Annotated in this window: 19 protein-coding genes; 10 read left to right on the top strand and 9 right to left on the bottom strand. The window is 71.1% G+C overall.

From position 1 onward, the window contains the following. Both ACFWGJ_RS04790 and ACFWGJ_RS04785 read right to left on the bottom strand, forming a co-directional pair. Positions 1-1,828, bottom strand: a 1,828-nt coding sequence (locus ACFWGJ_RS04790; RefSeq protein WP_387321030.1) for an AAA family ATPase, incomplete at its 3' end; no start/stop codon positions are given. Positions 1,829-2,261: 433 nt separating this feature from the next. Beyond that, a complete protein-coding gene (locus ACFWGJ_RS04785) occupies positions 2,262-2,903 on the bottom strand; it encodes a uridine kinase (protein ID WP_387321034.1) in 642 nt (213 codons plus the stop codon). Between the two features lie 269 nt (positions 2,904-3,172). Here ACFWGJ_RS04785 and ACFWGJ_RS04780 point away from each other — a divergent pair, with 269 nt between their 5' ends. From ACFWGJ_RS04780 to ACFWGJ_RS04770, 3 genes are all read left to right on the top strand, one after another. Next, positions 3,173-4,552, top strand: a complete 1,380-nt coding sequence (locus tag ACFWGJ_RS04780) for a peptidase C39 family protein (protein ID WP_387321029.1) — start codon at positions 3,173-3,175, stop codon at positions 4,550-4,552. Positions 4,553-4,751: 199 nt separating this feature from the next. Next, the gene (locus tag ACFWGJ_RS04775) at positions 4,752-4,898 is read left to right on the top strand and encodes an SCO1431 family membrane protein (RefSeq protein ID WP_387321028.1); all 147 of its coding nucleotides are present in this window, start codon (positions 4,752-4,754) and stop codon (positions 4,896-4,898) included. A gap of 113 nt (positions 4,899-5,011) precedes the next feature. After that, complete coding sequence (locus ACFWGJ_RS04770; RefSeq protein WP_387321027.1) at positions 5,012-5,671, top strand: TetR/AcrR family transcriptional regulator; 660 nt, start codon at positions 5,012-5,014, stop codon at positions 5,669-5,671. Positions 5,672-5,744: 73 nt separating this feature from the next. Here ACFWGJ_RS04770 and ACFWGJ_RS04765 read toward each other — a convergent pair whose 3' ends face one another. Next, positions 5,745-7,025, bottom strand: coding sequence for a glycoside hydrolase family 18 protein (locus ACFWGJ_RS04765; RefSeq protein WP_387321026.1), 1,281 nt, complete (start codon positions 7,023-7,025; stop codon positions 5,745-5,747). 331 nt (positions 7,026-7,356) lie between these two features. On the opposite strand from ACFWGJ_RS04765, the gene ACFWGJ_RS04760 reads away from it, so the two are divergent. Continuing rightward, positions 7,357-8,529 carry an acyl-CoA dehydrogenase family protein gene (locus ACFWGJ_RS04760; RefSeq protein ID WP_387321025.1) on the top strand — a complete coding sequence of 391 codons (1,173 nt, stop codon included), beginning with the start codon at positions 7,357-7,359 and terminating at the stop codon, positions 8,527-8,529. Here ACFWGJ_RS04760 and ACFWGJ_RS04755 read toward each other — a convergent pair. Continuing rightward, positions 8,492-8,728 (bottom strand): hypothetical protein, encoded by a 237-nt coding sequence (locus ACFWGJ_RS04755; RefSeq protein ID WP_387321032.1) that lies wholly within the window; start codon positions 8,726-8,728, stop codon positions 8,492-8,494. The genes ACFWGJ_RS04760 and ACFWGJ_RS04755 overlap by 38 nt on opposite strands. 401 nt (positions 8,729-9,129) lie before the next feature. Between ACFWGJ_RS04755 and ACFWGJ_RS04750 the strand changes: the two genes are divergently transcribed. Together ACFWGJ_RS04750 and ACFWGJ_RS04745 are read left to right on the top strand one after the other, a co-directional pair. Beyond that, positions 9,130-10,254 carry a hypothetical protein gene (locus tag ACFWGJ_RS04750; RefSeq protein ID WP_387321024.1) on the top strand — a complete coding sequence of 375 codons (1,125 nt, stop codon included), beginning with the start codon at positions 9,130-9,132 and terminating at the stop codon, positions 10,252-10,254. A 63-nt stretch (positions 10,255-10,317) separates the two neighbouring features. Further along, positions 10,318-11,430, top strand: a complete 1,113-nt coding sequence (locus ACFWGJ_RS04745; RefSeq protein ID WP_387321023.1) for a phosphotransferase family protein — start codon at positions 10,318-10,320, stop codon at positions 11,428-11,430. A gap of 51 nt (positions 11,431-11,481) precedes the next feature. On the opposite strand, the gene ACFWGJ_RS04740 is transcribed toward ACFWGJ_RS04745, so the two are convergent. Beyond that, positions 11,482-11,919, bottom strand: a complete 438-nt coding sequence (locus tag ACFWGJ_RS04740; protein ID WP_387321021.1) for a hypothetical protein — start codon at positions 11,917-11,919, stop codon at positions 11,482-11,484. Between the two features lie 265 nt (positions 11,920-12,184). Between ACFWGJ_RS04740 and ACFWGJ_RS04735 the strand changes: the two genes are divergently transcribed. The 4 genes from ACFWGJ_RS04735 to fxsA all read left to right on the top strand — a co-directional run bounded on the left by ACFWGJ_RS04735 (position 12,185) and on the right by fxsA (position 16,558). Beyond that, on the top strand, positions 12,185-12,625 hold the full coding sequence (locus tag ACFWGJ_RS04735; protein WP_107019623.1) for an Lrp/AsnC family transcriptional regulator: 441 nt from the start codon (positions 12,185-12,187) through the stop codon (positions 12,623-12,625). Between the two features lie 302 nt (positions 12,626-12,927). Then, positions 12,928-14,574, top strand: coding sequence for an amidohydrolase (locus ACFWGJ_RS04730; RefSeq protein WP_387321020.1), 1,647 nt, complete (start codon positions 12,928-12,930; stop codon positions 14,572-14,574). Between the two features lie 536 nt (positions 14,575-15,110). Further along, entirely contained in the window at positions 15,111-15,878 is a 768-nt protein-coding gene (locus ACFWGJ_RS04725) for a polyprenol monophosphomannose synthase (RefSeq protein WP_387321018.1), read from the top strand. An 83-nt stretch (positions 15,879-15,961) separates the two neighbouring features. After that, the gene (gene fxsA, locus ACFWGJ_RS04720; RefSeq protein ID WP_387321017.1) at positions 15,962-16,558 is read left to right on the top strand and encodes an FxsA family membrane protein; all 597 of its coding nucleotides are present in this window, start codon (positions 15,962-15,964) and stop codon (positions 16,556-16,558) included. A gap of 346 nt (positions 16,559-16,904) precedes the next feature. Here the strand turns inward: fxsA and ACFWGJ_RS04715 are convergent, their stop codons facing one another. The 4 genes from ACFWGJ_RS04715 to ACFWGJ_RS04700 all read right to left on the bottom strand — a co-directional run bounded on the left by ACFWGJ_RS04715 (position 16,905) and on the right by ACFWGJ_RS04700 (position 20,386). Further along, positions 16,905-17,279, bottom strand: coding sequence for an RNA polymerase-binding protein RbpA (locus ACFWGJ_RS04715; protein WP_003977404.1), 375 nt, complete (start codon positions 17,277-17,279; stop codon positions 16,905-16,907). A gap of 255 nt (positions 17,280-17,534) precedes the next feature. Beyond that, entirely contained in the window at positions 17,535-18,896 is a 1,362-nt protein-coding gene (locus tag ACFWGJ_RS04710; RefSeq protein WP_387321015.1) for an MFS transporter, read from the bottom strand. 63 nt (positions 18,897-18,959) lie between these two features. After that, positions 18,960-19,727 carry a glycerophosphodiester phosphodiesterase gene (locus ACFWGJ_RS04705; protein WP_387321013.1) on the bottom strand — a complete coding sequence of 256 codons (768 nt, stop codon included), beginning with the start codon at positions 19,725-19,727 and terminating at the stop codon, positions 18,960-18,962. Continuing rightward, on the bottom strand, positions 19,724-20,386 hold the full coding sequence (locus ACFWGJ_RS04700; protein WP_387321012.1) for a YitT family protein: 663 nt from the start codon (positions 20,384-20,386) through the stop codon (positions 19,724-19,726). Before ACFWGJ_RS04700 ends, ACFWGJ_RS04705 begins: the two co-directional genes overlap by 4 nt. Positions 20,387-20,390: the final 4 nt, after the last annotated feature.

Below are 20,390 nucleotides of genomic sequence, written 5' to 3'. Positions count from 1 at the left end.
CCTCCCCATACGCCTGCATGAGATCGGCCAGCCGAAGCGTCGCCAGATCGTCCCGCGTCAGATGCCCCGGATACCCGGAGAGCCGCAGATCCCGGTAGGCGCAGCTCTTCTCGTACAACGTACGCAGGAACCGCCCGTTCCCCAGTTCGTCGATCCACCCCTGATCGACGACGTGCCCGCTGATGGAGCGCAGCTCGTCGAGCGCCTCCTCGTCCCACACGTCCCCGTTCTCCCCCGCCAGCACCTCACCGATCGAGGTCAGCTCAAGCGGCCGGTAGGACGGAAAGTCGACGCGGGTCGTGAACCGGGACGACAGTCCGGGATTGGCGGCGAGCAGCCGGTCCATGCCCTCCGGATATCCCGCGAGGATCACCACCAGATGATCCCGGTTGTCCTCGGCCCGCTTCAGCAGCACCTGCAGCGCCTCGTCCCCGTACGCGTCCCCCTTGCCGTATCCGGAGTTGGACAGCGAGTAGGCCTCGTCGACGAAGAGCACCCCGCCGATCGCGGAGTCGATCAGCTCGTTGGCCTTCACCGCGGTCTGGCCGAGATACTCGCCCACCAGATCGGCCCGCTGCGCCTCGACGAGATGGTCGCCGCCGAGCAGCCCGAGCGCGTAGAAGACCCGGCCGAGGATGCGCGCCACGGTGGTCTTGCCGGTGCCGGAGGGCCCGGAGAAGACGAAGTGCCGTTTCGGCGGCTGGACCGGCAGCCCCTGCCCGGCCCGCAGCCGGGCCATGTTCAGCTGCGCCGAGAGCGCCTTCACCTGGCGTTTGACCGGTTCGAGGCCGACCATGCCCTCCAGCTCGGCCAGCGCCTCTTCGAGCAGCGCGGGATCCGTGGGCCCGGTCGGCAGATGCGGTGGCAGCACCGGCACGACGGCCTTCTCGCGGACCCGGTCCGACTCGGACGGCAGGGTGCCGGGCGGCGGCAGCTCGGGCCCGGAGAGCTTGAGGTCGCGGCCCTCGGCGCCGAACAGCGGGTCCACACCGTCGGGGCCGTCCAGGATGTCCTGTCCGACGCCGGTCAGTGTGATCGCCGCGAGGTCGGCCGTCTCGTCGTACCCGTCGCCCTCGGAGATCGCGGCGAGCCGGGCCGAGGTGTCCATGAAGGCCGCGTCGACCCGGTGCACCGCCCGGTACAGGGGGAGGGCCGCCGCCGAACGGCCCGTGCCCTCGTGCGCGCGCGCCAGCCAGTACCGCAGCTCCTTGCGCTGCGGCTGCTCGCTGCGGCAGCGCATCAGCGCGGACGACAGCAGCGGCTCGGCCTGCCCGTACATCTCCAGACGTACCCGTGCCATCCCGCCGAACAGGCCCGCCTCGATGCCCAGCATCGGATCGTCGATGAGCGGGTCCGTGTGGCGGACCAACTGCTCCCAGTCCTTGACGAGGTAGGCCCGGCAGGCGTGCAGGAACCGGACCTGCGGATCCGTGTCCACCGGGGGCAGGCCCGCCAACGCCCGGTCCAGCTCCGGGACATGGCGTCCGTCGAGCCAGTGCGAGGAGTGCGCGAGCAGCAGATCGCGGGGCGACTCAAGGACCGGCTGCACCCACCAGCCCAGCCAGTACCAGGAGTTGAGTGTGCGCCGGTGCCGGGTGCGCTGCTCCCCGAAGCGGTCGCGGTGCCGGAACATCCGCAGCAGTGCGGTCGTCGTGTCGATGCGCAGCGCGTGCAGTCCCAGCCAGCCGTCGGCCATCCCCGGATCCATCCGGACCGCGGCGCGGAACTCCTCCTCCGCCTGCGGATAGGCCCCCATGGTGTAGGCATCCACACCTCGCAGCCAGGCGAGGTCGGCCGGGGCCTCGGGGCCCTGCGTGCCGAAGTCCATCACGTCCCCCACATACCGTGCCCCCGTTGATCACCGGGCGGGCCGGTGCCCGTCGGCAGTCTTCGTCGAACCGCTGTGCCGCGGACGGGAGTTGCGCGCGGTGCGGAGAGCAGCCGTCCGAAGGTCGCACCAAGAGGCATCGTACCTGCGGGGGAGCGCCGGACCGTAGGGTGCCGCACGACGGGTTCTTCGAGGTGGGAGCGGACGCGACACACTCAGGACGGTCACGCAGGGTGAGCGAATTGCGTCTCGGAGCGTCCGCACAACGCTTGAGGACAGAACGAAGCCCCCGATCACGGGGGAACAACCGGGGGCCTCGCGTCTGTGGGGCGGCCCCGAAGGCCGCTCCTTGAGAACGTAAGACCTGTACGGCCCCTCGGTCAAGCCGAGTTGGGGCACTCAGGCAACTTCTCGGACAGCGGTCTTCACGAGTTCAGCACACAGATGCAGGCCCGTCACGATCCGTGACCGAAAGCGTTCTCAGTGACGTCTCGGCAGGTCCTGGCAGTACCTCATATCCGTCTGAACACTGTCGTACCAGAAGGTCGGCGAACGGCTCCGAAGGGTCCTCGGCGAAGTGCCGGCGCTCCGCGGGGACCCATCCTGCCCAGAAATCGCTCTGCGCCGAGCCGTCCCGCAGACGCCCGCGCGCCCACGCGTCCTCGTGGGGCATCTCCATCCACAGCAGTCCCGCAAGGTGCGGCCGCACCGCGCGGCGGCCGGCGCCGACCCCCTCGACGAGGATCACGGGCGCGGGCGGCAGGGTACGGGCCGGCCCGAAGTCGCGCAGCCGCCAGTCGTAGGGGCGGTAGCGCGCGCTCTCGCCGCGGCCCAGTGGTTCGACGACCTCTCGGAGCAGCCGCTCCGTCCACGCGAAGAGCTCCTCGTGCGTGGCGATGTCGTCCAGGTGCAGCACGGGAGCGCCGTCCAGCGCCCCGGCCAGGCGTTCCGCGAAGGTGGTCTTGCCGGAGCCCGCGTGTCCGTCGACGCCGATGAGCCGGACGGGACCGCAGGAGGGCGGCTGCCGGCGCAGCCGGTCGGCGAGGGCGTGGAGGTGGATGGGGCTTCCCTGGATGCGGAGGAGTGGAGGAGCAGAGGTGTGTGAGCGGGGCGTACGGATTCCGGAGGAACACTCTACCGAGACCGATATCGGGTGAATCGGTCCACCTGTCCCTTCAGTGGTCTCGACCAATATTGGTCGGCGCCGCGAGGTCCGAAGTGCTGGCAGAAGCCGTGATCACGTTCCATAGTTGGCCCACACCCGCACATGCGTACCCACGCAGCACCTGTGCAGCACCCACGCACTGGACCAGCCCGTTCCGGACACCTGGGGGTCTTCCGTCCATGACCAGAGCCGAACAGCCGTCCCGCAGAACCGTCCTGGCCGCGGCCGTGGCGGCTGCCGCCGCCGGAGCGGCGAGCCCGGCGGCAGCCGCGAGCCCGGCGGCGCGCCCCGCGAGAACCCCGGCCGCCCCTTCGTCGAAAGCACCCTCCGGCCTCGTGGACAACCATGCCTGGACCTCGTACGCCGACTGGCGTGACGGCACCGCGGAGGGAACCCGCGCGGTGCAGGGGGCCCGCCCGGGTCTGGAGATCCGGACCCCCGAGGGCCGCACCGACTACGCGGACCCGCACACGGGCACGACCGCCACCTGGGAGTACGCCCGCTGGACCTCGCCGGTCCACCGCCTCGGTGTCCCCTCCACCGAGGTCATCGCCTCCTGGAACGCGCGGACCCCGGCGGGCACCTGGCTGCAGATCGAGCTGACGGGCACGTACTCCGACGGCACGGACACCCCCTGGTACGTGATGGGCCGCTGGGCGGCCGGCGACCAGGACATCCGCCGGACCTCGGTCGACGACCAGAGCGACGGGAGGAGCACGGTCTGGACGGACACCTTCGCCATCGACGACACGGCCTCCGGGCTGCGCCTGGTGGCGTACCGGCTGCGGCTGACGCTCTACCGCAAGCCCGGGACCAAGGCCACGCCGACCGTGTGGCGGCTCGGCGCGATGGGCTCCGACATCCCCGACCGCTTCACGGTCCCGGCGTCGGCGCCCGGTCTCGCGCGGGAACTGAAGGTGCCGCGCTACTCGCAGGAGATCCACGTCGGCCAGTACCCCGAGTACGACAACGGCGGCGAGGCCTGGTGCAGCCCGACCTCCTCCCAGATGATCATCGAGTACTGGGGGCGGAAGCCCACGGCCGCCGACCTGGCCTGGGTCAAGCCCGAGTACGCGGACCCGCAGGTGTGCCACGCGGCGCGGTTCACCTTCGACTACCAGTACGACGGCTGCGGCAACTGGCCCTTCAACGCCGCGTACGCCGCCACGTACAAGGATCTGCAGGGCGTGGTGACCCGGCTCCGCTCGCTCGCCGATCTGGAGACGCTGATCGCCGCCGGGATCCCGGCCATCACGTCCCAGTCCTTCCTCGCGTCCGAACTGACCGGCGCGGGGTACGGCACGGCCGGGCACCTGATGACGGTCATCGGCTTCACCGCCGACGGTGACGTGATCGCCAACGACCCGAACTCGCCGAGCAACGACGCGGTACGGCGCGTCTACAAGCGGCGCGAGTGGGAGAACATCTGGCTCCGGACGAAGAGGTACAACGCCGCCGGGAACGTCGTCTCCGGCACCGGCGGGGTCTGCTACCTCTACTTCCCGGCCCATCCCACGGACGCCCAGCGCAAGGCCCTGGCGGCGGTGGGCGTGCACTGAGCCCGGACGCCCGTACGGCACAGGGGTGGCCCCGCGTCGGCGGAGCCGCCCCTGTGGCGTGTGCCACACCGGCCGGTCGCGGGTGACCAAGCTCTCCCCCGCAAAAGCCCGATCCGATGGCAAGGTGGACGAACCGGTGGGACAAGTCCGTCCGAACCGGCGGGGGAGTCCATCGCAAACCGACCGTGAGTGAGCCGCCATGACCACGAACTCTGTGACCGCCGGACAGGTCCGCGCCCGGACGGGCGGCCCCAAGGACGACGGCCCGAAGATCCTTGAGCACGTCATGGGCTGGACCTTCGTGCTGGTGCTCGCGATGTTCGTGACGCAGCTCGGCCTGGTCTGACGCCAGGACCGCGAAGGGCCGGCCGCAGGGAGTCGAAGCGACTCGAACAGGCCGCTCGTACGGCTCTGCCATACTGCGGAAGTCCCGCCCGCGGTTGGAGACCAGGTCCGCAATTGACTAACAGTCCACAGCGCGGTGCCGACCGCCCCGGAGCGCGCGGCACCGACCGTTCCGTGGCGCGCCGTGCCGAACTCATCGTCATCGGGCGGAAGTTGTTCGCCGACACGTCCTACGACGCCCTGTCGATGGACGACATCGCCAAGCAGGCGCATGTCGCCAAGGGGCTGATCTACTACTACTTCCGCTCCAAGCGCGGCTACTACCTGGCGATCGTCGAGGACTCGGTGGCCGAGCTGATCTCCCGGGCGGCCGGCGGTCTCGAACTGCCCCCGGAGGAACGGGTGCACCGCACCATCGACGGTTATCTGCGCTACGCCGAGCACAACCAGGCCGCGTACCGGACGATCATCAGCGGCGGTGTCGGCTTCGACGCCGAGGTGCTCGCCATCCGCGACGGTGTGCGGGAAGCCATCGTCGAGACCATCGCCGAAGGGGCGTACGGGCGGCGGAAGGTGGGCCCGCTGCCGCGTACCGCGCTGCTGGGCTGGCTGTGCAGTGTGGAGGGGGCCACCCTCGACTGGATCGACCACCGCGGGCTGCCGCGCGATCTGATGCGTGAGCTGCTGGTGAAGATGCTCGGCGGCACGATGCGGGCCATCGAGGAGCTGGACGTCTCCTACCCCGCCCCGCAGGCCGCGCGCCGCACCACCTGAGACACCCGGGCTGAGACGGCAGCCGGGGCGGGACCGTTTCCGGCTCCCCGCCCCGACTGCCCTACCGGCGGAGCTAGTTGATCGCCTTGATCAGTTCGCCGTTCGCCGTGTCACCGCTCAGCTCCCAGAAGAACGTGCCGCCCAGACCCTGCGCGTTCTTGTAGCTCATCTTCCCGGCGATGGTCGACGGGGTGTCGTAACTCCACCAGTCGCTCCCGCACTTGGCGTACGCGGTGCCGCCCACCGTGCCGGTGGCCGGGCACTTCGTCTTGAGCACCTTGTAGTCGTCGATGCCCTGCTCGTACGTACCCGCCGCCGGGCCGGTGGCCGAGCCGCCCGGCGCCGCCTGGGTGACTCCGGTCCAGCCGCGCCCGTAGAAGCCGATGCCGAGCAGCAGCTTCGAAGCCGGTATGCCCATGCCCTTGAGCTTGGCGATGGTGGCGGAGGTGTGGAACTCGGCCTTCGGGATCCCCGAGTAGGAATTCAGCGCGGAGTGCGGAGCCGTGGGTCCTGTCGCGTCCCAGGCACCGAAGAAGTCGTACGTCATCGGGTTGTACCAGTCGACGTACTGGGCCGCGCCCGCGTAGTCCGCCGCGTCGAGCTTGCCGCCGGCGGTGGCGTCGGCCGGGATCGCCGAGGTGACCAGCGCCGAGCCGCCGAACTTGGCGCGGACGGCCGACATCAGGTTCTTGTACGCGGCCCGTCCGCTGGTGTCACAGCTGAGGCCGCAGCTGTTGGGGTACTCCCAGTCGATGTCGATGCCGTCGAAGACATCGGCCCACTTCGAGTTCTCGACCAGGTCGTAGCAGGACTGGGCGAAGGCCGCCGGGTTCTTGGCCGCCTCCGTGAAGCCGCCGGACCAGGTCCAGCCGCCGAAGGACCACAGGATCTTGAGGTTCGGGTGCTTCTTCTTCAGCTCGCGGAGCTGGTTGAAGTTGCCGCGCAAGGGCTGGTCCCAGGTGTCCGCGACGCCGTCGACCGACTCGGCCGCGGTGTGCGTCCGCTCGGTGGCCGCGTAGGAGTCGCCCATCGCGCACTTGCCGCCGGTGACATTGCCGAAGGCGTAGTTGATGTGCGTCAGTTTGGCCGCGGAGCCGGACGTCTCCACATTCTTGACCAGGTACTTACGGTCGTACGTGCCCCATTCGGTGAAGTAGCCGACGACCTTGGAGCCGGCCGCCGCGGCGGTGGCCGCTGTGGGGGTGGCGGCCTTCCCGGCCGTGGCCGCCGGGGCCGAGGTGCCGGCCGCGGTGGCCGTGCCCGCACCGGCGAGCAGTCCCGCGCCGAGGGCGGCGCAACACGCGGCGGACAGGAGCGCCCGGAAGCGGACGCGGGGGCGGAGTGAGCTGAGCATCGGACTCCTCGTGGGGGAGAGGGGAACATGCGCCGATTGGCATGGACGCGGTGAAGCGTTGGAGCGAAACAGTAGGAGGACTAGACCAGTTGGTCAATGGTTCGGACCAATTCCGCCCAGGAATTCCCTATAGGAATCCTTTACTCTTGAGTAAGCGGTCGTTAACTGGTGACGCGATGCCTCCGATCGGGCATACTCACTGCGCACAGCCGCTGATCAGGCGCTTCCGCGACCCGGAGGCGCGAGCATCACCGGTGCTCAGTGAGACCCGGCGGCGCAGCCCCACCCAGGTGTGCGCCCGCCGATGTGCCCGACAGGGAGGATCGTCGCCATGCCCGACCGCGCCCCGCAGCCGGTGGACCGTCAACTGCCCACGGACGAGGCCCGGGATCTGATCTCGCTCGTCCGTGACATCGCGCAGCGCGAGATCGCCCCGAAGGCGGCCGAGGAGGAGGACGCCGGACGCTTCCCCCGGGAGATCTTCACCCTGCTCTCGGAATCGGGACTGCTCGGCCTTCCGTACGACTCCGAGTACGGCGGCGGTGACCAGCCGTACGAGGTCTACCTCCAGGTGCTGGAAGAGCTGGCCGCCGCCCGCCTCACCGTCGGCCTCGGGGTCAGCGTGCACTCCCTCGCCTGCCATGCCCTGGCCAACTACGGCACCAAGGAACAGCAGGTCGAACACCTCCCGGACATGCTCGGCGGCGGCCTCCTGGGTGCCTACTGCCTCTCCGAGCCGGCGTCGGGCTCGGACGCGGCGTCCCTGCGGACGAAGGGCGTACGGGACGGCGACGACTGGGTGCTCACCGGAACGAAGGCCTGGATCACGCACGGCGGGGTCGCGGACTTCTGCACCGTGCTCGCGCGGACCGGCGGCGAAGGGGCACGGGGCATCACGGCGTTCCTGGTGCCCGGTGACGCCGAGGGCCTGAGCGCCGCGGTGCCCGAGAAGAAGATGGGCATGAAGGGCTCACCGACCGCCCAGGTGCACTTCGACGGGGTGCGGATCCCCGACAGCAGGCGCCTCGGCGAGGAGGGGCAGGGCTTCGCGATCGCCCTGTCCGCACTGGACTCCGGGCGGCTCGGCATCGCGGCCTGTGCCGTCGGGGTCGCCCAGGCCGCGCTGGACGAGGCGGTCGCCTACGCGACGGGGCGCGAGCAGTTCGGCCGGCCGATCGCGGACTTCCAGGGCCTGCGCTTCATGCTGGCGGACATGGCGACGCGGATCGAGGCGGGCCGTTCGCTGTATCTCACCGCGGCCCGGCTGCGGGACGCGGGACGGCCCTTCGCCCGGCAGGCGGCCATGGCGAAGCTGTTCTGCACCGACACCGCGATGCAGGTCACGATCGACGCCGTGCAGGTGCTCGGCGGGTACGGCTACACCGCGGACTTCCCCGTCGAGCGGTACATGCGCGAGGCCAAGGTGCTGCAGATCGTCGAGGGCACCAATCAGATCCAGCGGATGGTCATCGCCCGTCACCTCGCGGGTCCCGAGTCGCGCTGAACCGCCCGTACGTGTACATCGCCGCGGGGGTGATGAGCCGGGCCCACTCCGGATCGTGGCGGCCCGGCAGGGTCCGGCCGCGGTCGGACCAGGCCCGCATCATGGCGCGGTAGATGGGCGGGTCCACGGGCTGATGGGGCCCCTGCGGTCCCTGTGACCGCTGAGGCCCCTGCGGCTCCTGGGGCGCGGGAGCCTGCAGCACTCGCGTCCACTGTGTCTCCTGGGGCACCAGATGCTCCTGAGGCTGCTGCGTCCCCAGGTTCCCATGAGCCCCATGGTTCCCTTGGGATCCGTGACTCCCTTGGGTCCTGTGGGTTCCCTGCGTCCCCTGAGTGCCCCGCGTCCCTTGAGTCCCCTGGGAAACCGATTCTGCCGGGGGAGGGAGAAACCCGCGACGACGGCCCGTCTCTGCGTATGTGTCTGCGTACGAAGGGGTCATACCGGGCCAACGTGCTTCGGGGCGGGCAGGTCACCGACTGGCGAATTCGCCTGTGCGTTCGCGGGGGTTCCGGGGCCTCGAAGGGCTGCCGGACCCTGGCCCCCGACGCCCATCTGACGTACCGTCAACTCTCCCGTGCCGCGCGCCCCGGGAGGCAGCCGATGCCGGACGACCGCCCCGTAGCCCTCGACGAGTACCCCGTGCACCAGGTCCCCCTCTCGATGAAGCACGTGGCGACGGGGGACCGGAACGCCTACGACCGCTGCATCTTCCATGTCTTCGACCACCAGGGCAGGGCGCTGCTCGTCCTGGGGCTCGGGGTCTATCCGAACGTGGGCGTCATCGACGCGTACGCGACCCTGCGCGTCGGCGACACCCTGCACGCCGTGCGCGCCTCGGACGCCCTCGACGACGACGAGCGGATGCGCCTGTCCGTCGGGCCGCTCCGGATCCATGTCGAGCGCCCCCTGAAGGACTTCGTCCTGAGCTGCGCGGCCGACCCCGACGACCCGGACGGACTCTCGTACGAGATCACCTGGTCCGCGGACTTCCCCGCCCTGTGGGAACCGCATCACCTGCAACGCAGGGGCGCCCGCCTCACCTTGGAGGGCAGACGCTTCGTCCAGGCAGGCCGGTGCGACGGCTGGATCAAGGTCGCGGGGCAGGAGACACGGCTGTCCGGCGACGACTGGACCGGCACCCGCGACCGCAGCTGGGGCACCCGCCCGCTGCCCGGCGAGGAGGGCGGCCGGCTGGCCGAGGAACACCGGACCGAGGGCTTCCACTGGCTCTGGTGCCCCGTCCGCTTCGAGGACCGCTTCCTGATGGTCGTCACCCAGGAGGACGCCGACGGCTACCGGACACTGAACGACGCGACCCTCGTACGGGCCGGGCGGCGCGACCGCCAACTCGGCTGGCCCCGGGCCGAGATCGCCTACCGGAGCGGTACGCGTCACCCGCGGAGCGCGACCGTCCACCTCGGCGACCCCCGCAAGCCGCTCGAACTGGGCGTCGAGATCCTGGCCTCCTCCCCGCTCGCCGTCGGCGCCGGCTATCCGCCCGCCGAGGACTGGCAGCACGGCACCTGGCAGGGCAGGGGCTGGACCGACCGCCGCGCGTACGACCTCTCGGATCCGGCCGCTCTCGGACTCGCCGCGTACGGGGTGACCGACCATGCGGCCCGCTTCACCCTGGACGGGCGCACCGGGTACGGGATCTTCGAGCACGGCTCGTTCGGGCGGCACGACCCGAGCGGGTTCACCGGGTTCGACTCGGTCGCCCCGTGAGTCCCGTGAGCCCCGTGAGCCCCGTGAGGGGGAACGTGCGGGTCGCGAAGGAGTGGTGGTCGCATGGCTGAGGCACCCCGTCCCCGTCCCCGTCCTCGTCCTCGTACGACGACCCGTGATCCGGAGGAGATCGCTCGGCGGCTGACCGGGTGGCTCTCCGTACGGCTGCCCGGCGCGGAGGCGGTCGACGTCCGTGTCCCCGCCTCCAACGGGATGTCGAGCGAGACCCTGCTCTTCGACATCGAGCACCCCGAACCCCCGCTCCGCGCGTGCGCGTTGAGACTCGCGGCGGACCCGGCGGCGTACACCGTCTTCCCGGTCTACGACCTGCCGCGGCAGTACCGCACCCTGCGGCTGGTCGCGGAGCGCACGGACGTCCCCGTGCCGCGCGTGCTGTGGCTGGAGGAGGACCCGGGGCCGCTCGGGGCGCCCTTCTTCGTCATGGAGCGCGTCGAGGGACGCGTACCGCCGGACGTCATGCCCTATACGTACGAGGGCAATTGGCTGCACTCCGCGAGCGCGGCGGAGCGCGAACGGCTGGAGGCGGCGTCGGTCGGCCTCCTCGCCCGGCTGCACGACCAGGTCCCGGTGAAGGAGGCCGGTTTCCTTGCGGCGCCGGGATCCGGCAGCCCTCTGCGATGTCACGTCGAAGCCCAACGTGCCTACTACGCATGGGTGACTGACGGGCTGTCACACTCGCCGCTCATCGAGGACGCCTTCGACCGGCTCGACGCGCTCTGGCCGCGCGACGAGGGCGAGACGGTGCTCAGCTGGGGCGACGCGCGCATCGGGAACGTCATCTACGACGGGTTCGAGCCCGCCGCCGTCCTCGACTGGGAGATGGCGGCACTGGGCCCGCGCGAGGTCGATCTCGGCTGGATGATCTACCTGCACCGCTTCTTCCAGGACCTGACGGAGAGCTTCGGACAGCACGGACTGCCCGGTTTCCTGCGCAGGGACCGGGTCGAGGCGCGCTACGCCGACCTCACCGGCCACACACCACGCGACATGGACTTCCACATCCTGTACGCGGCCCTGCGGCACGCCGTCGTCATGCTGCGCGTCGCCTACCGGCAGGTGCACTTCGGCGAGACGGACGTCCCGGCGGATCCGGACACGCTGATCCTGCACCACGACAGCCTGCGAGCCATGGTGCAGGGCGATTACAGGGACTGAGGACCCTTCAGCGCTTCGGCGGGGTCCGGGCCGTGAGGAACCGGACAGGTCCTAGGCGGCCAGACGCCGCATCACCGGGACCTGGATGGGCCGCGAACCGGGACCTCCGACGTGCGAGAAGGGCTGGGTCCGCCAGTCGAGTCCCTGAGGGAGCGTCAACAGCAGGGCCGTTTCCTGCTCCTGGATCTCCATCGTCTCGTCGGCGGGCTGGGCGTCGGCCGCCGCGCGGCCCGTACCGGCGCAGACCGTGAGCCCGAAGGGGTTCCACGGCGACGCGCAGAGCGCGTGCTCCGGCAGGCGCTCCTCGTCCGCCAGCAGCGCGATGGGCTGCGCGCAGTCCGGGCAGATCACCCGGTACATCTCGAAGGTGTCGTACGCGTCGAGCTCCTCGCCGTCCAGGGCGTCCGGTTCGACGCCCTCCGGCTCGGGTTCGAAGACCGACTGCTGCCGCTTGGGCGCGGTACGTCCAAGACGCTTGAGACTCTGCATGGGTTACTCCCCCTTGGATGGGCCGACAAGGTGCTGCGACCTCGGCCACAGCAAGCACTTCCCGTCCCGTCTGCGCGGTAATCACGAGAACATCACGGAAGCGGGCGGTGTCATGTGGTGTTCGTCACATGCTGCCCGCAGGTGCCCGACCCGGCCGGTTCGTACCCGGCACGCGACGACGGGCGGGCCCGGCCGCGGCCCCGGGGCGGGTATGACCTGCGCCGCTGGTTCCCGGTGGGATCAAGGGCACTGTAGGTTCTCCGCCATGGAGGAGCTGGACCGCCACATCGTGCAGCTGCTCGTCGAAGACGGGCGGATGAGCTACACCGACCTGGGCAAGGCCACGGGCCTGTCCACGTCGGCCGTGCACCAGCGGGTGCGCCGGCTGGAGCAGCGCGGCGTCATCCGCGGCTATGCCGCGGTCGTCGACCCGGAGGCGGTGGGGCTGCCGCTGACGGCGTTCATCTCGGTGAAACCGTTCGATCCCAGCGCGCCGGACGACATCGCCGAGCGGCTGGCGGGGGTGCCGGAGATCGAGGCGTGCCACAGCGTGGCCGGCGACGAGAACTACATCCTGAAGGTGCGGGTCGCCACTCCGCACGAGCTGGAGGAGTTGCTTGCGCGGTTGCGGTCGTTGGCGGGGGTGTCCACGCGGACGACTGTGGTTCTCTCCACGCCGTACGAGGCTCGGCCGCCGAAGATCTGACGGCGACCCGTGATCGCGTGCGTGGGCTTTCCGGCCGGGGGGTGACGTTCGTCTGCGGGCCGGTGGGGGCGTTTGCGCAGTTCCCCGCGCCCCTGAGGGGTGGGTGCCGGGCGTGCGTGAGGTGTCTGCGGGTCCGTCGTGGCTTGTCGCGCAGTTCCTCGCGCCCCTGGGTGGGTGGGGGTGTGGCGGGTCTTTGCGTGCGGGTCCGTTGTGGCTGGTTGCGCCGTTCCTCGCGATCCTGGCGGGGCCCGGCTGCGGGGGCCGCGCGACGAGGTGCCTCGCTCAGGGGTGAGACTGTCGGTATGAGCGACAGCGCCACCGCATTCGAGTCGGACCGTGTTCACCCGGGGGCTCCCCGTACCGTGTTGCTGCGGGGCGGTGAAGTGCACAGTCCCGCCGATCCGTTCGCCACCGCGATGGTCGTGGAGCGCGGACAGGTCGCCTGGGTCGGTTCGGAGGGCGCCGCCGACGCGTTCTCGGACGGCGTGGACGAGGTGGTCGACCTCGAAGGGGCGCTCGTCACCCCGGCCTTCACCGACGCGCACGTGCACACCACGGCCACCGGTCTCGCCCTCACCGGCCTCGATCTCACCGGCACCCGCACCCTCGGCGACGCCCTGGCCCGCCTACGGGACTTCGCCGCCTCCCGCCCCGGCGACCGGGTGCTCCTCGGCCACGGCTGGGACGCCTCCCGCTGGCCCGAGCGGCGCCCCCCGAGGCGCGGCGAACTGGACGAGGCCACCGGCGGCCGGCCGCTCTACCTCAGCCGGATCGACGTCCACTCGGCCGTCGCCACCACGGCCCTGCTGGACCTGACACCGGGCGTCCGCGGGGCCGCCGGCTTCCAGGACGGCGAACCCCTCACCCGCGACGCCCACCACGCCGTACGCGCCGCCGCGTTCGCCGCCGTGACCCCGGCACAGCGCACGGAGGCCCAGCGCGCGGCCCTGCGGCACGCCGCGTCGCTCGGGATCGGTTCCGTGCACGAGTGCGCGGGCCCCGAGATCTCCTCCGAGGACGACTTCACCGGGCTGCTGCGGCTCGCCGCCGAGGAGGCGGGCCCCCGCGTCGTCGGCTACTGGGCCGAGCAGGACGTGGCGAAGGCCCGCGCCCTGGGAGCGGCCGGCGCCGCGGGCGACCTCTTCGTGGACGGCGCCCTCGGCTCGCACACGGCTTGTCTGCACCGGCCGTACACCGACGCCGCACACACAGGCACCGCCTACCTGGACACCGACGCCGTCGCCGCCCATGTGGTGGCGTGCACCGAGGCGGGGCTCCAGGCGGGCTTCCACGCCATCGGGGACGCCGCCGTGGCCTCCGTGGTCGACGGGGTGCGCGCAGCCGCCGAGAAGGTCGGCCTGGCCCGCGTACGCGCCGCCCGGCACCGCGTCGAGCATGCCGAGATGCTCACGCCCGAGACGATCGCCGGTTTCGCCGACCTCGGCCTCACCGCCTCCGTCCAGCCGGCCTTCGACGCGCTGTGGGGCGGCGAGGAGGGCATGTACGCCGAGCGTCTGGGCGCCGAGCGCGCCCGTACGCTCAATCCCTACGCCGCACTGCTGCGCGCCGGCGTGCCGCTCGCCTTCGGTTCCGACAGCCCCGTCACCCCGCTCGACCCCTGGGGCACGGTCCGCGCCGCCGCCTTCCATCGAACGCCCGGACACCGGGTGTCCGTGCGCGCCGCCTTCACGGCGCACACCCGGGGCGGCTGGCGGGCGGTCGGACGGGACGACGCGGGGTCCCTGGTGCCGGGCGCGCCCGCTGACTACGCGGTGTGGCGCACCGAGGAACTCGTGGTCCAGGCCCCGGACGACCGGGTCGCCCGCTGGTCGACCGACCCCCGCTCCGGAACCCCCGGGCTGCCCGACCTGTCACCCGGCGCGGACCTGCCCGTCTGTCTGCGCACCGTGGTGGACGGTCGAACCGTATTCGTACGGCCGGACGAGTGATGTCCCGGGGTGGCGCGGCGCCGATCATGGTCCGACGGGCTGTCGCGCGACCTGCGCATCCTCGGCGCTGACCAGGCGTTTCTTGGAAAACCCGCAGGTGGAACGACTGTTGACAGTGAGCGGCAGGTGGCCGGTAGGTTCGGCCGGGTCCACCACCGGACGTCCGGCCGGTGAACTTCCGCGCAGTCGCCGCAGCGCAGTTGGGTCAGGGGTGGTGTGCCGCACCGGCGCACCACCACTGGGAGCCAGGCCCAGCGTCCGCGCCACGGGGCGAGGGAACGTTCCGGCCGGATGGTGTGACCCGGGTGGGGCCCGGCCGCTCAGTAGACAACGGCTTTCGGTCGACCCGCAGCCAGCGGGTCCCAGGTCGGCCCGAAGGGCGCCGGGCCCCGATCCGCAGTTCCCCACCCTCCCGTGACCCCTTTTCCCCTCGTACGACCCCGTTGTGCGACTTTTCAAGTCGGCGCCTTACCTGCGGGAAGAGCGGCGCTCGCTATGGTGGTGCCCCTCTCGCACGGAAGTTTTAAGGGGAAGCTGTGAACGACGGCGTTGAGCGACGGTTCGGTCCGCTCGGCACGACCTTGGTGATCATCCCGACCTTCAACGAGGCGGAGAACATCAAGAGGATCGTGGGCCGGGTGCGGGCGGCCGTACCCGCGGCGCACGTCCTGATCGCCGACGACAACAGCCCCGACGGCACCGGCAAGCTCGCCGACGAACTGGCCGTCGAGGACGAACACGTCCACGTCCTGCACCGCAAGGGCAAGGAGGGCCTCGGCGCCGCCTACCTCGCCGGCTTCGGCTGGGGCCTGGAGAACGGGTACGGCGTCCTGGTCGAGATGGACGCCGACGGCTCCCACCAGCCCGAGGAGCTGCCCCGGCTGCTGACCGCGCTCAAGGGCGCCGACCTGGTGCTCGGCTCCCGCTGGGTGCCTGGCGGCCGGGTGGTGAACTGGCCCAAGTCCCGTGAGTTCCTCTCGCGCGGCGGAAGCCTGTACTCGCGTGTCCTGCTCGACGTGCCGATCCGCGACGTCACCGGCGGCTACCGGGCCTTCCGGAGCGAGACCCTGGAGCGGCTCGGCCTCGGAGAGGTCGCCTCGCAGGGGTACTGCTTCCAGGTCGACCTGGCCCGCCGGGCCGTGCGGGCCGGCTGTCACGTCGTCGAGGTGCCGATCACCTTCGTCGAACGGGAACTGGGCGACTCCAAGATGAGCCGCGACATCCTGGTGGAGGCGCTGTGGCGGGTCACCACGTGGGGTGTGGGGGAGCGGGCCGGGCGCGTGCTGGGGCGGAAGAAGCCCTGAGCGGCCTCCCTGTCGCACAGACCGGGCTGACCCCGTCTTTACGCTTTATGCCGTACTGAGCCCTGGCCAGGCACACTGGAGGCATGACGACTGGCGCACCGATCCCGCCCTCCTCCGCCCCCGGCCTTACCGCTCGTCGGCCCCGGCGCTCACGACTGCTGAGGTTCCTGCCCCTGGGCGTGGCCGCGTGGCTCGTGCTGGAGATCTGGCTGCTGACGGTGGTGGCGGGCGCGGCGAGCGGGTTCGCGGTGGTCCTGCTGCTGATCGGCGGGTTCGTCCTCGGCGCCGTGGTGATCAAGCGGGCCGGGCGGCGGGCCTTTCGCGCGCTGAGCGAGACGTTGCAACAGCAGCAGAGCGGGGCGCTGCCGCAGGGCCGGGCCAACTCCGAGGGCAACGGCCTGATGATGCTCGGCGGGCTGCTCCTGATGCTGCCGGGGCTGATCTCCGACGCGCTCGGGCTGCTTCTGCTGGTGCCGCCCGTGCAGAAGGCGCTCTCGCGGTATGCGGAGCGGACGTTCGAGCGGAAGGTGCGGGAGGCTTCGGGGTCGTTCGGGAACGCGTTCCAGCAGGCTCGGATCCATCGGCCTGACGGGAAGGTGGTCCAGGGTGAGGTCATCCGGGACGACGTGCCGCGCGACCGCGAGGACAACCAGGGCTCGCGCCCGCCGCTGACCGGCTGAGGGCCGGCCGCCGCCGGGGGTGGGTGGGGGCTTTTTCCGCCCCCGCCGCCCCTACCCGTTCCCGTCACGACCTCAGGGGCTCCGCCCCCGAACCCCCGCTCCTCAAACGCCGGAGGGGCTGAGATACCCAGGGGCTCCGCCCCTGAACCCTCGCTCCTCAAACGCCGGAGGGGCTGAGATACCCAGGGGCGCGGGGAACTGCGCAACCCCAGCCACGGCCGGCCCGCACGCACCCGGAACCGAACCCGGGTCCCACGCAAACGCACAAAACCGCAGGAACCGTGCCCGAAGACACGGCGCCCGCGGTCGCGTGCGTGCGCTGTATGCCGCTCAGCCCCCTGAAGGGCTACGCGGACTTGCGGCTGTCCCGAGGGTGGACCGCAATGTTCATGGCGCCGGATCGAAGCACGGCCAGGCGCTCTTCGAGGACCTCTTCGAGCTCCTCTCGCGTACGCCGTTCCATCAGCATGTCCCAATGCGTACGCGCGGGCTTGGCCTTCTTCTCTTCAGGGCCGTCGCCGTCCACCAGGAGTGCCTGGGCCCCGCAGACCTTGCACTCCCACTCCGGCGGGATCTCCGCCTCCACCGAGAAGGGCATCTCGAATCGATGGCCCTTCTCGCATGCGTACTCCACGGCCTGGCGCGGGGCCAGGTCGATGCCGCGGTCCGTCTCGTAGCTAGTCACCACGAGGCGCGTGCCGCGAAGAGCTCGCTCACTCATGAATCGTGCCTCCCGGGCTTGTCGCCCACAGGACAGGTGTCGCTGTCGTCGTCATCCGGTCAACGTCCGGTCGGCGGTAAAGATTCCCGCTCCGGGACATGCGTCGCCGTCGTAGCCGCCCGTTGTTGTACCCACCTGCGCCCGGTATGTCACATCTGGCAGTAGATGTCACCCGGTGTTGCGGCATCTTTGACGCGCAGTAACGGTACGCCTGGCAGGCCAAACGCGTACACTACCGCCCTTTGGCGCTGAGCGCTAAATCCTCGCCGGAACGGGGTTGCCCGCGTCGCGCACCGCCCGGCGCACCGGAACCCTCGCGAGCAGCACGAATCCCAGGACGAAGAAGGCCACGAGGGAGAGGATCGCGTCCCGGTAGCTGCCCGTCAGCTGGTAGGTCACGCCGAACAGGAGCGGCCCCAGCCAGCTCATGCCACGGTCGCTCATCTCGTACGCGGAGAAGTACTCGGCCTCCTTGCCGGGCGGCACCAGATGCGAGAACAGGGACCGGGAGAGCGCCTGGCTGCCGCCGAGGACCAGCCCGATGCCCGCCGCGAGGACGAAGAACCAGCCGGGCGCTCCCGCGGGCAGGAAATATCCGGCGGCCAGCGTGAGCGTCCAGGCGACCAGGGATCCGAGAATGATCCGTTTGGCGCCGTACGTCCGGGCCAGCCGGCCCATTCCGAGGGCCCCGGCCACCGCGAGCAGCTGGACCAGCAGCACGGCCACGATCAGCGTCGACTGGTCCAGGCCCAGCTCCTCGGACCCGTACACGGAGGCCTGTGAGATGACCGTCTGGATGCCGTCGTTGTAGACCAGGTACGCCAGGAGGAAGGCGAGGGTGAGCGGCTGGCGGCGCATGTCGCGCACGGTCGCCGCGAGCTGCCGCCAGCCGCGTCCGGGCGCGCCCGGCGAGCCCGCGGGGGAGTCCGCCGTACGGCGGTCGCGCAGCCGTCGGAGCGGGATGAGGGTGAAGGCGCCCCACCAGATGCCCGCCGAGGCCAGGCAGATGCGGACCGCCGTCGCCTCCGAGACACCGAAGCTGTCGTGGGCGCTGTAGAGCACCAGGTTCGCCACCAGGACCAGCGAGCCCGCCGCGTAACCGAACGCCCAGCCCCTCGACGAGACGGCATCGCGCTCCTCGGGCGGGGCGATCTGCGGCAGATACGAGTTGTAGAGCACCATCGAGACGGCCAGCGAGGCATTGGCCACGATGAGCAGGAGGCCGCCCAGCAGATAGCGGTCGCCGTCCAGGAAGAACATGCCCGCCGTGGCCGCGGCGCCCAGATACGCCGAGCACGCGAGGAGCGGCTTCTTACGGCCGCCGCGGTCGGCCGCCGCGCCCGCCAGGGGCATCACGAAGATCGACAGGATCACGGACGCGGACACGCTGTAGGCGAAGAACGAACCGGCGCGCAGGGGTATCCCCAGCGGGTGCACGAATCCGTCAGCGTCCGCCGCCGCCTTGGCGACCGACGTCAGATAAGGGCCGAGGAACACGGTGAGCACGCTCGTCGAATAGACGGAGCAGGCCCAGTCGTAGAAGTACCAGCCGCGTTGTTCGCGCCGCCGTTCGGCGGCCCCGTCGGCCGCCCGTTCCCGCACGGTGTCGGTGCCCACCCGTGCCCTCGCTTCCCCGTGTCGTGCTCGTGCAGGGCGTACCGCGTGGCGTGCCGGGACCGTTCAGGCCCAGGTGCCGCGGTCCTGGAGGACCCCGCGCAGCGTCTCGATGTGATCGGTCATGATGCCATCGACTCCCAGGTCCAGAAGCCGGTGCATCCGCTCGGGTTCGTTGACCGTCCACACATGGACCTGCAGCCCGCGCGCGTGGGCGGCGTCCACGAAACGGCGGTCCACCACCGGGATGCCCGACTGCGCCTCGGGAACCTGCGCGCAGACCGCCGAGCGCCGCGGCGCGGCGGGCAGCCCCCACGACTTCAGCCGCAGCCCGAGCACACCCCGGGTGCCGTACGAGGTGGCCAGGCGCGGGCCGGCCACGCGCTGGGCCCGGGCGACGCGCGCGTCGGAGAAGGAGCCCACGCAGACCCGGTCCCAGGCGGCGGTGGAGCGGATCAGATCGAGGAGGGGGAGCAGCGCTGGCTCCGCCTTCACGTCGACGTTCCAGCGGACGTCGGGGAAGGACTCCAGGAGCTCGTCGAAGAGGGGGACCGGTTCGGCGCCCGCCACGCGCGCGTGCCGTACGTCGTCCCAGGGGAGGTCGGCTATGCGGCCGGCGCCGTCGGTCACCCGGTCCAGCGTCGCGTCGTGGAAGGCGACGAGTTTTCCGTCCGCCGTGGCGTGCACATCGGTCTCGATGTACCGGTAGCCTGCCTCGACCGCGCGGCGGAACTGGGCGACGGTGTTCTCCAGGCCGTCGGCGGCCCCGCCCCGGTGGGCGAAGGCTATGGGCCCGGGATGGTCGAGGTAGGGGTGGCGTATGCGCGAGATCACTCGCGCAGTATCGCCCGCTTCGATGGCCCTGCGGCAACGACCGTGCTGCCGTCCGGTGATGCGGCAGGGACGGCGAACACCCGCAGGAACAGCTGGGCCAGCGGCCCGATGGCGAGCGCGTACAGGACCGTGCCGACACCGACCGTGCCGCCGAGGACGAAGCCCGTCGCGACCACGGCCACCTCCAGGGTCGTGCGCACCAGGCGGACCGAACGGCCGGTGCGCTGATGGAAGCCCGTCATCAGGCCGTCGCGCGGACCCGGCCCGAAACGCGCCGCTATGTAGAGGCCGGTCGCCAGGCCGTTCAGCAGGATGCCCGCCACCATCAACGGGACACGGGCCCCGAGGGCGTGCACGTCCGGCAGGAGGGCGAGCATGCCGTCCATCGCGATGCCGACCACGAAGACGTTGGACACCGTGCCGAGGCCCGGGCGCTGGCGCAGCGGTATCCACAGGAGAAGGACGACGGCCCCGATGATGATCGACACGACACCGATGGTCAGCCCGGTCAGCTCGGCGAGGCCCTGATGCAGCACACCCCAGGGCTCAAGGCCCAGGCCCGCCTCCACGAGGAGGGCGGAGCTCACTCCGTACAGGGCCAGCCCCACGTACAGCTGAAGAAGTCGACGGGTGAGGTGCCTGGGCGGCGGGCTGGACACGGTG

It is taken from the genome of Streptomyces sp. NPDC060205, from assembly GCF_042728395.1.
Taxonomy (GTDB): domain Bacteria; phylum Actinomycetota; class Actinomycetes; order Streptomycetales; family Streptomycetaceae; genus Streptomyces.
The sequence above is the reverse complement of the archived record's forward strand: the minus strand, read 5'-3'. Positions and strand labels throughout refer to the sequence as shown.

Bases quoted from the DNA above. Each gene is read 5' to 3' on its own strand.
- fxsA (WP_387321017.1), top strand. From the start codon at position 15,962: ATGACGACTGGCGCACCGATCCCGCCCTCCTCCGCCCCCGGCCTTACC.
- ACFWGJ_RS04730 (WP_387321020.1), top strand. From the start codon at position 12,928: ATGAGCGACAGCGCCACCGCATTCGAGTCGGACCGTGTTCACCCGGGG.
- ACFWGJ_RS04735 (WP_107019623.1), top strand. From the start codon at position 12,185: ATGGAGGAGCTGGACCGCCACATCGTGCAGCTGCTCGTCGAAGACGGG.
- ACFWGJ_RS04760 (WP_387321025.1), top strand. From the start codon at position 7,357: ATGCCCGACCGCGCCCCGCAGCCGGTGGACCGTCAACTGCCCACGGAC.
- ACFWGJ_RS04715 (WP_003977404.1), bottom strand. From the start codon at position 17,279: ATGAGTGAGCGAGCTCTTCGCGGCACGCGCCTCGTGGTGACTAGCTAC.
- ACFWGJ_RS04745 (WP_387321023.1), top strand. From the start codon at position 10,318: ATGGCTGAGGCACCCCGTCCCCGTCCCCGTCCTCGTCCTCGTACGACG.
- ACFWGJ_RS04775 (WP_387321028.1), top strand. From the start codon at position 4,752: ATGACCACGAACTCTGTGACCGCCGGACAGGTCCGCGCCCGGACGGGC.
- ACFWGJ_RS04780 (WP_387321029.1), top strand. From the start codon at position 3,173: ATGACCAGAGCCGAACAGCCGTCCCGCAGAACCGTCCTGGCCGCGGCC.
- ACFWGJ_RS04740 (WP_387321021.1), bottom strand. From the start codon at position 11,919: ATGCAGAGTCTCAAGCGTCTTGGACGTACCGCGCCCAAGCGGCAGCAG.
- ACFWGJ_RS04765 (WP_387321026.1), bottom strand. From the start codon at position 7,025: ATGCTCAGCTCACTCCGCCCCCGCGTCCGCTTCCGGGCGCTCCTGTCC.
- ACFWGJ_RS04750 (WP_387321024.1), top strand. From the start codon at position 9,130: ATGCCGGACGACCGCCCCGTAGCCCTCGACGAGTACCCCGTGCACCAG.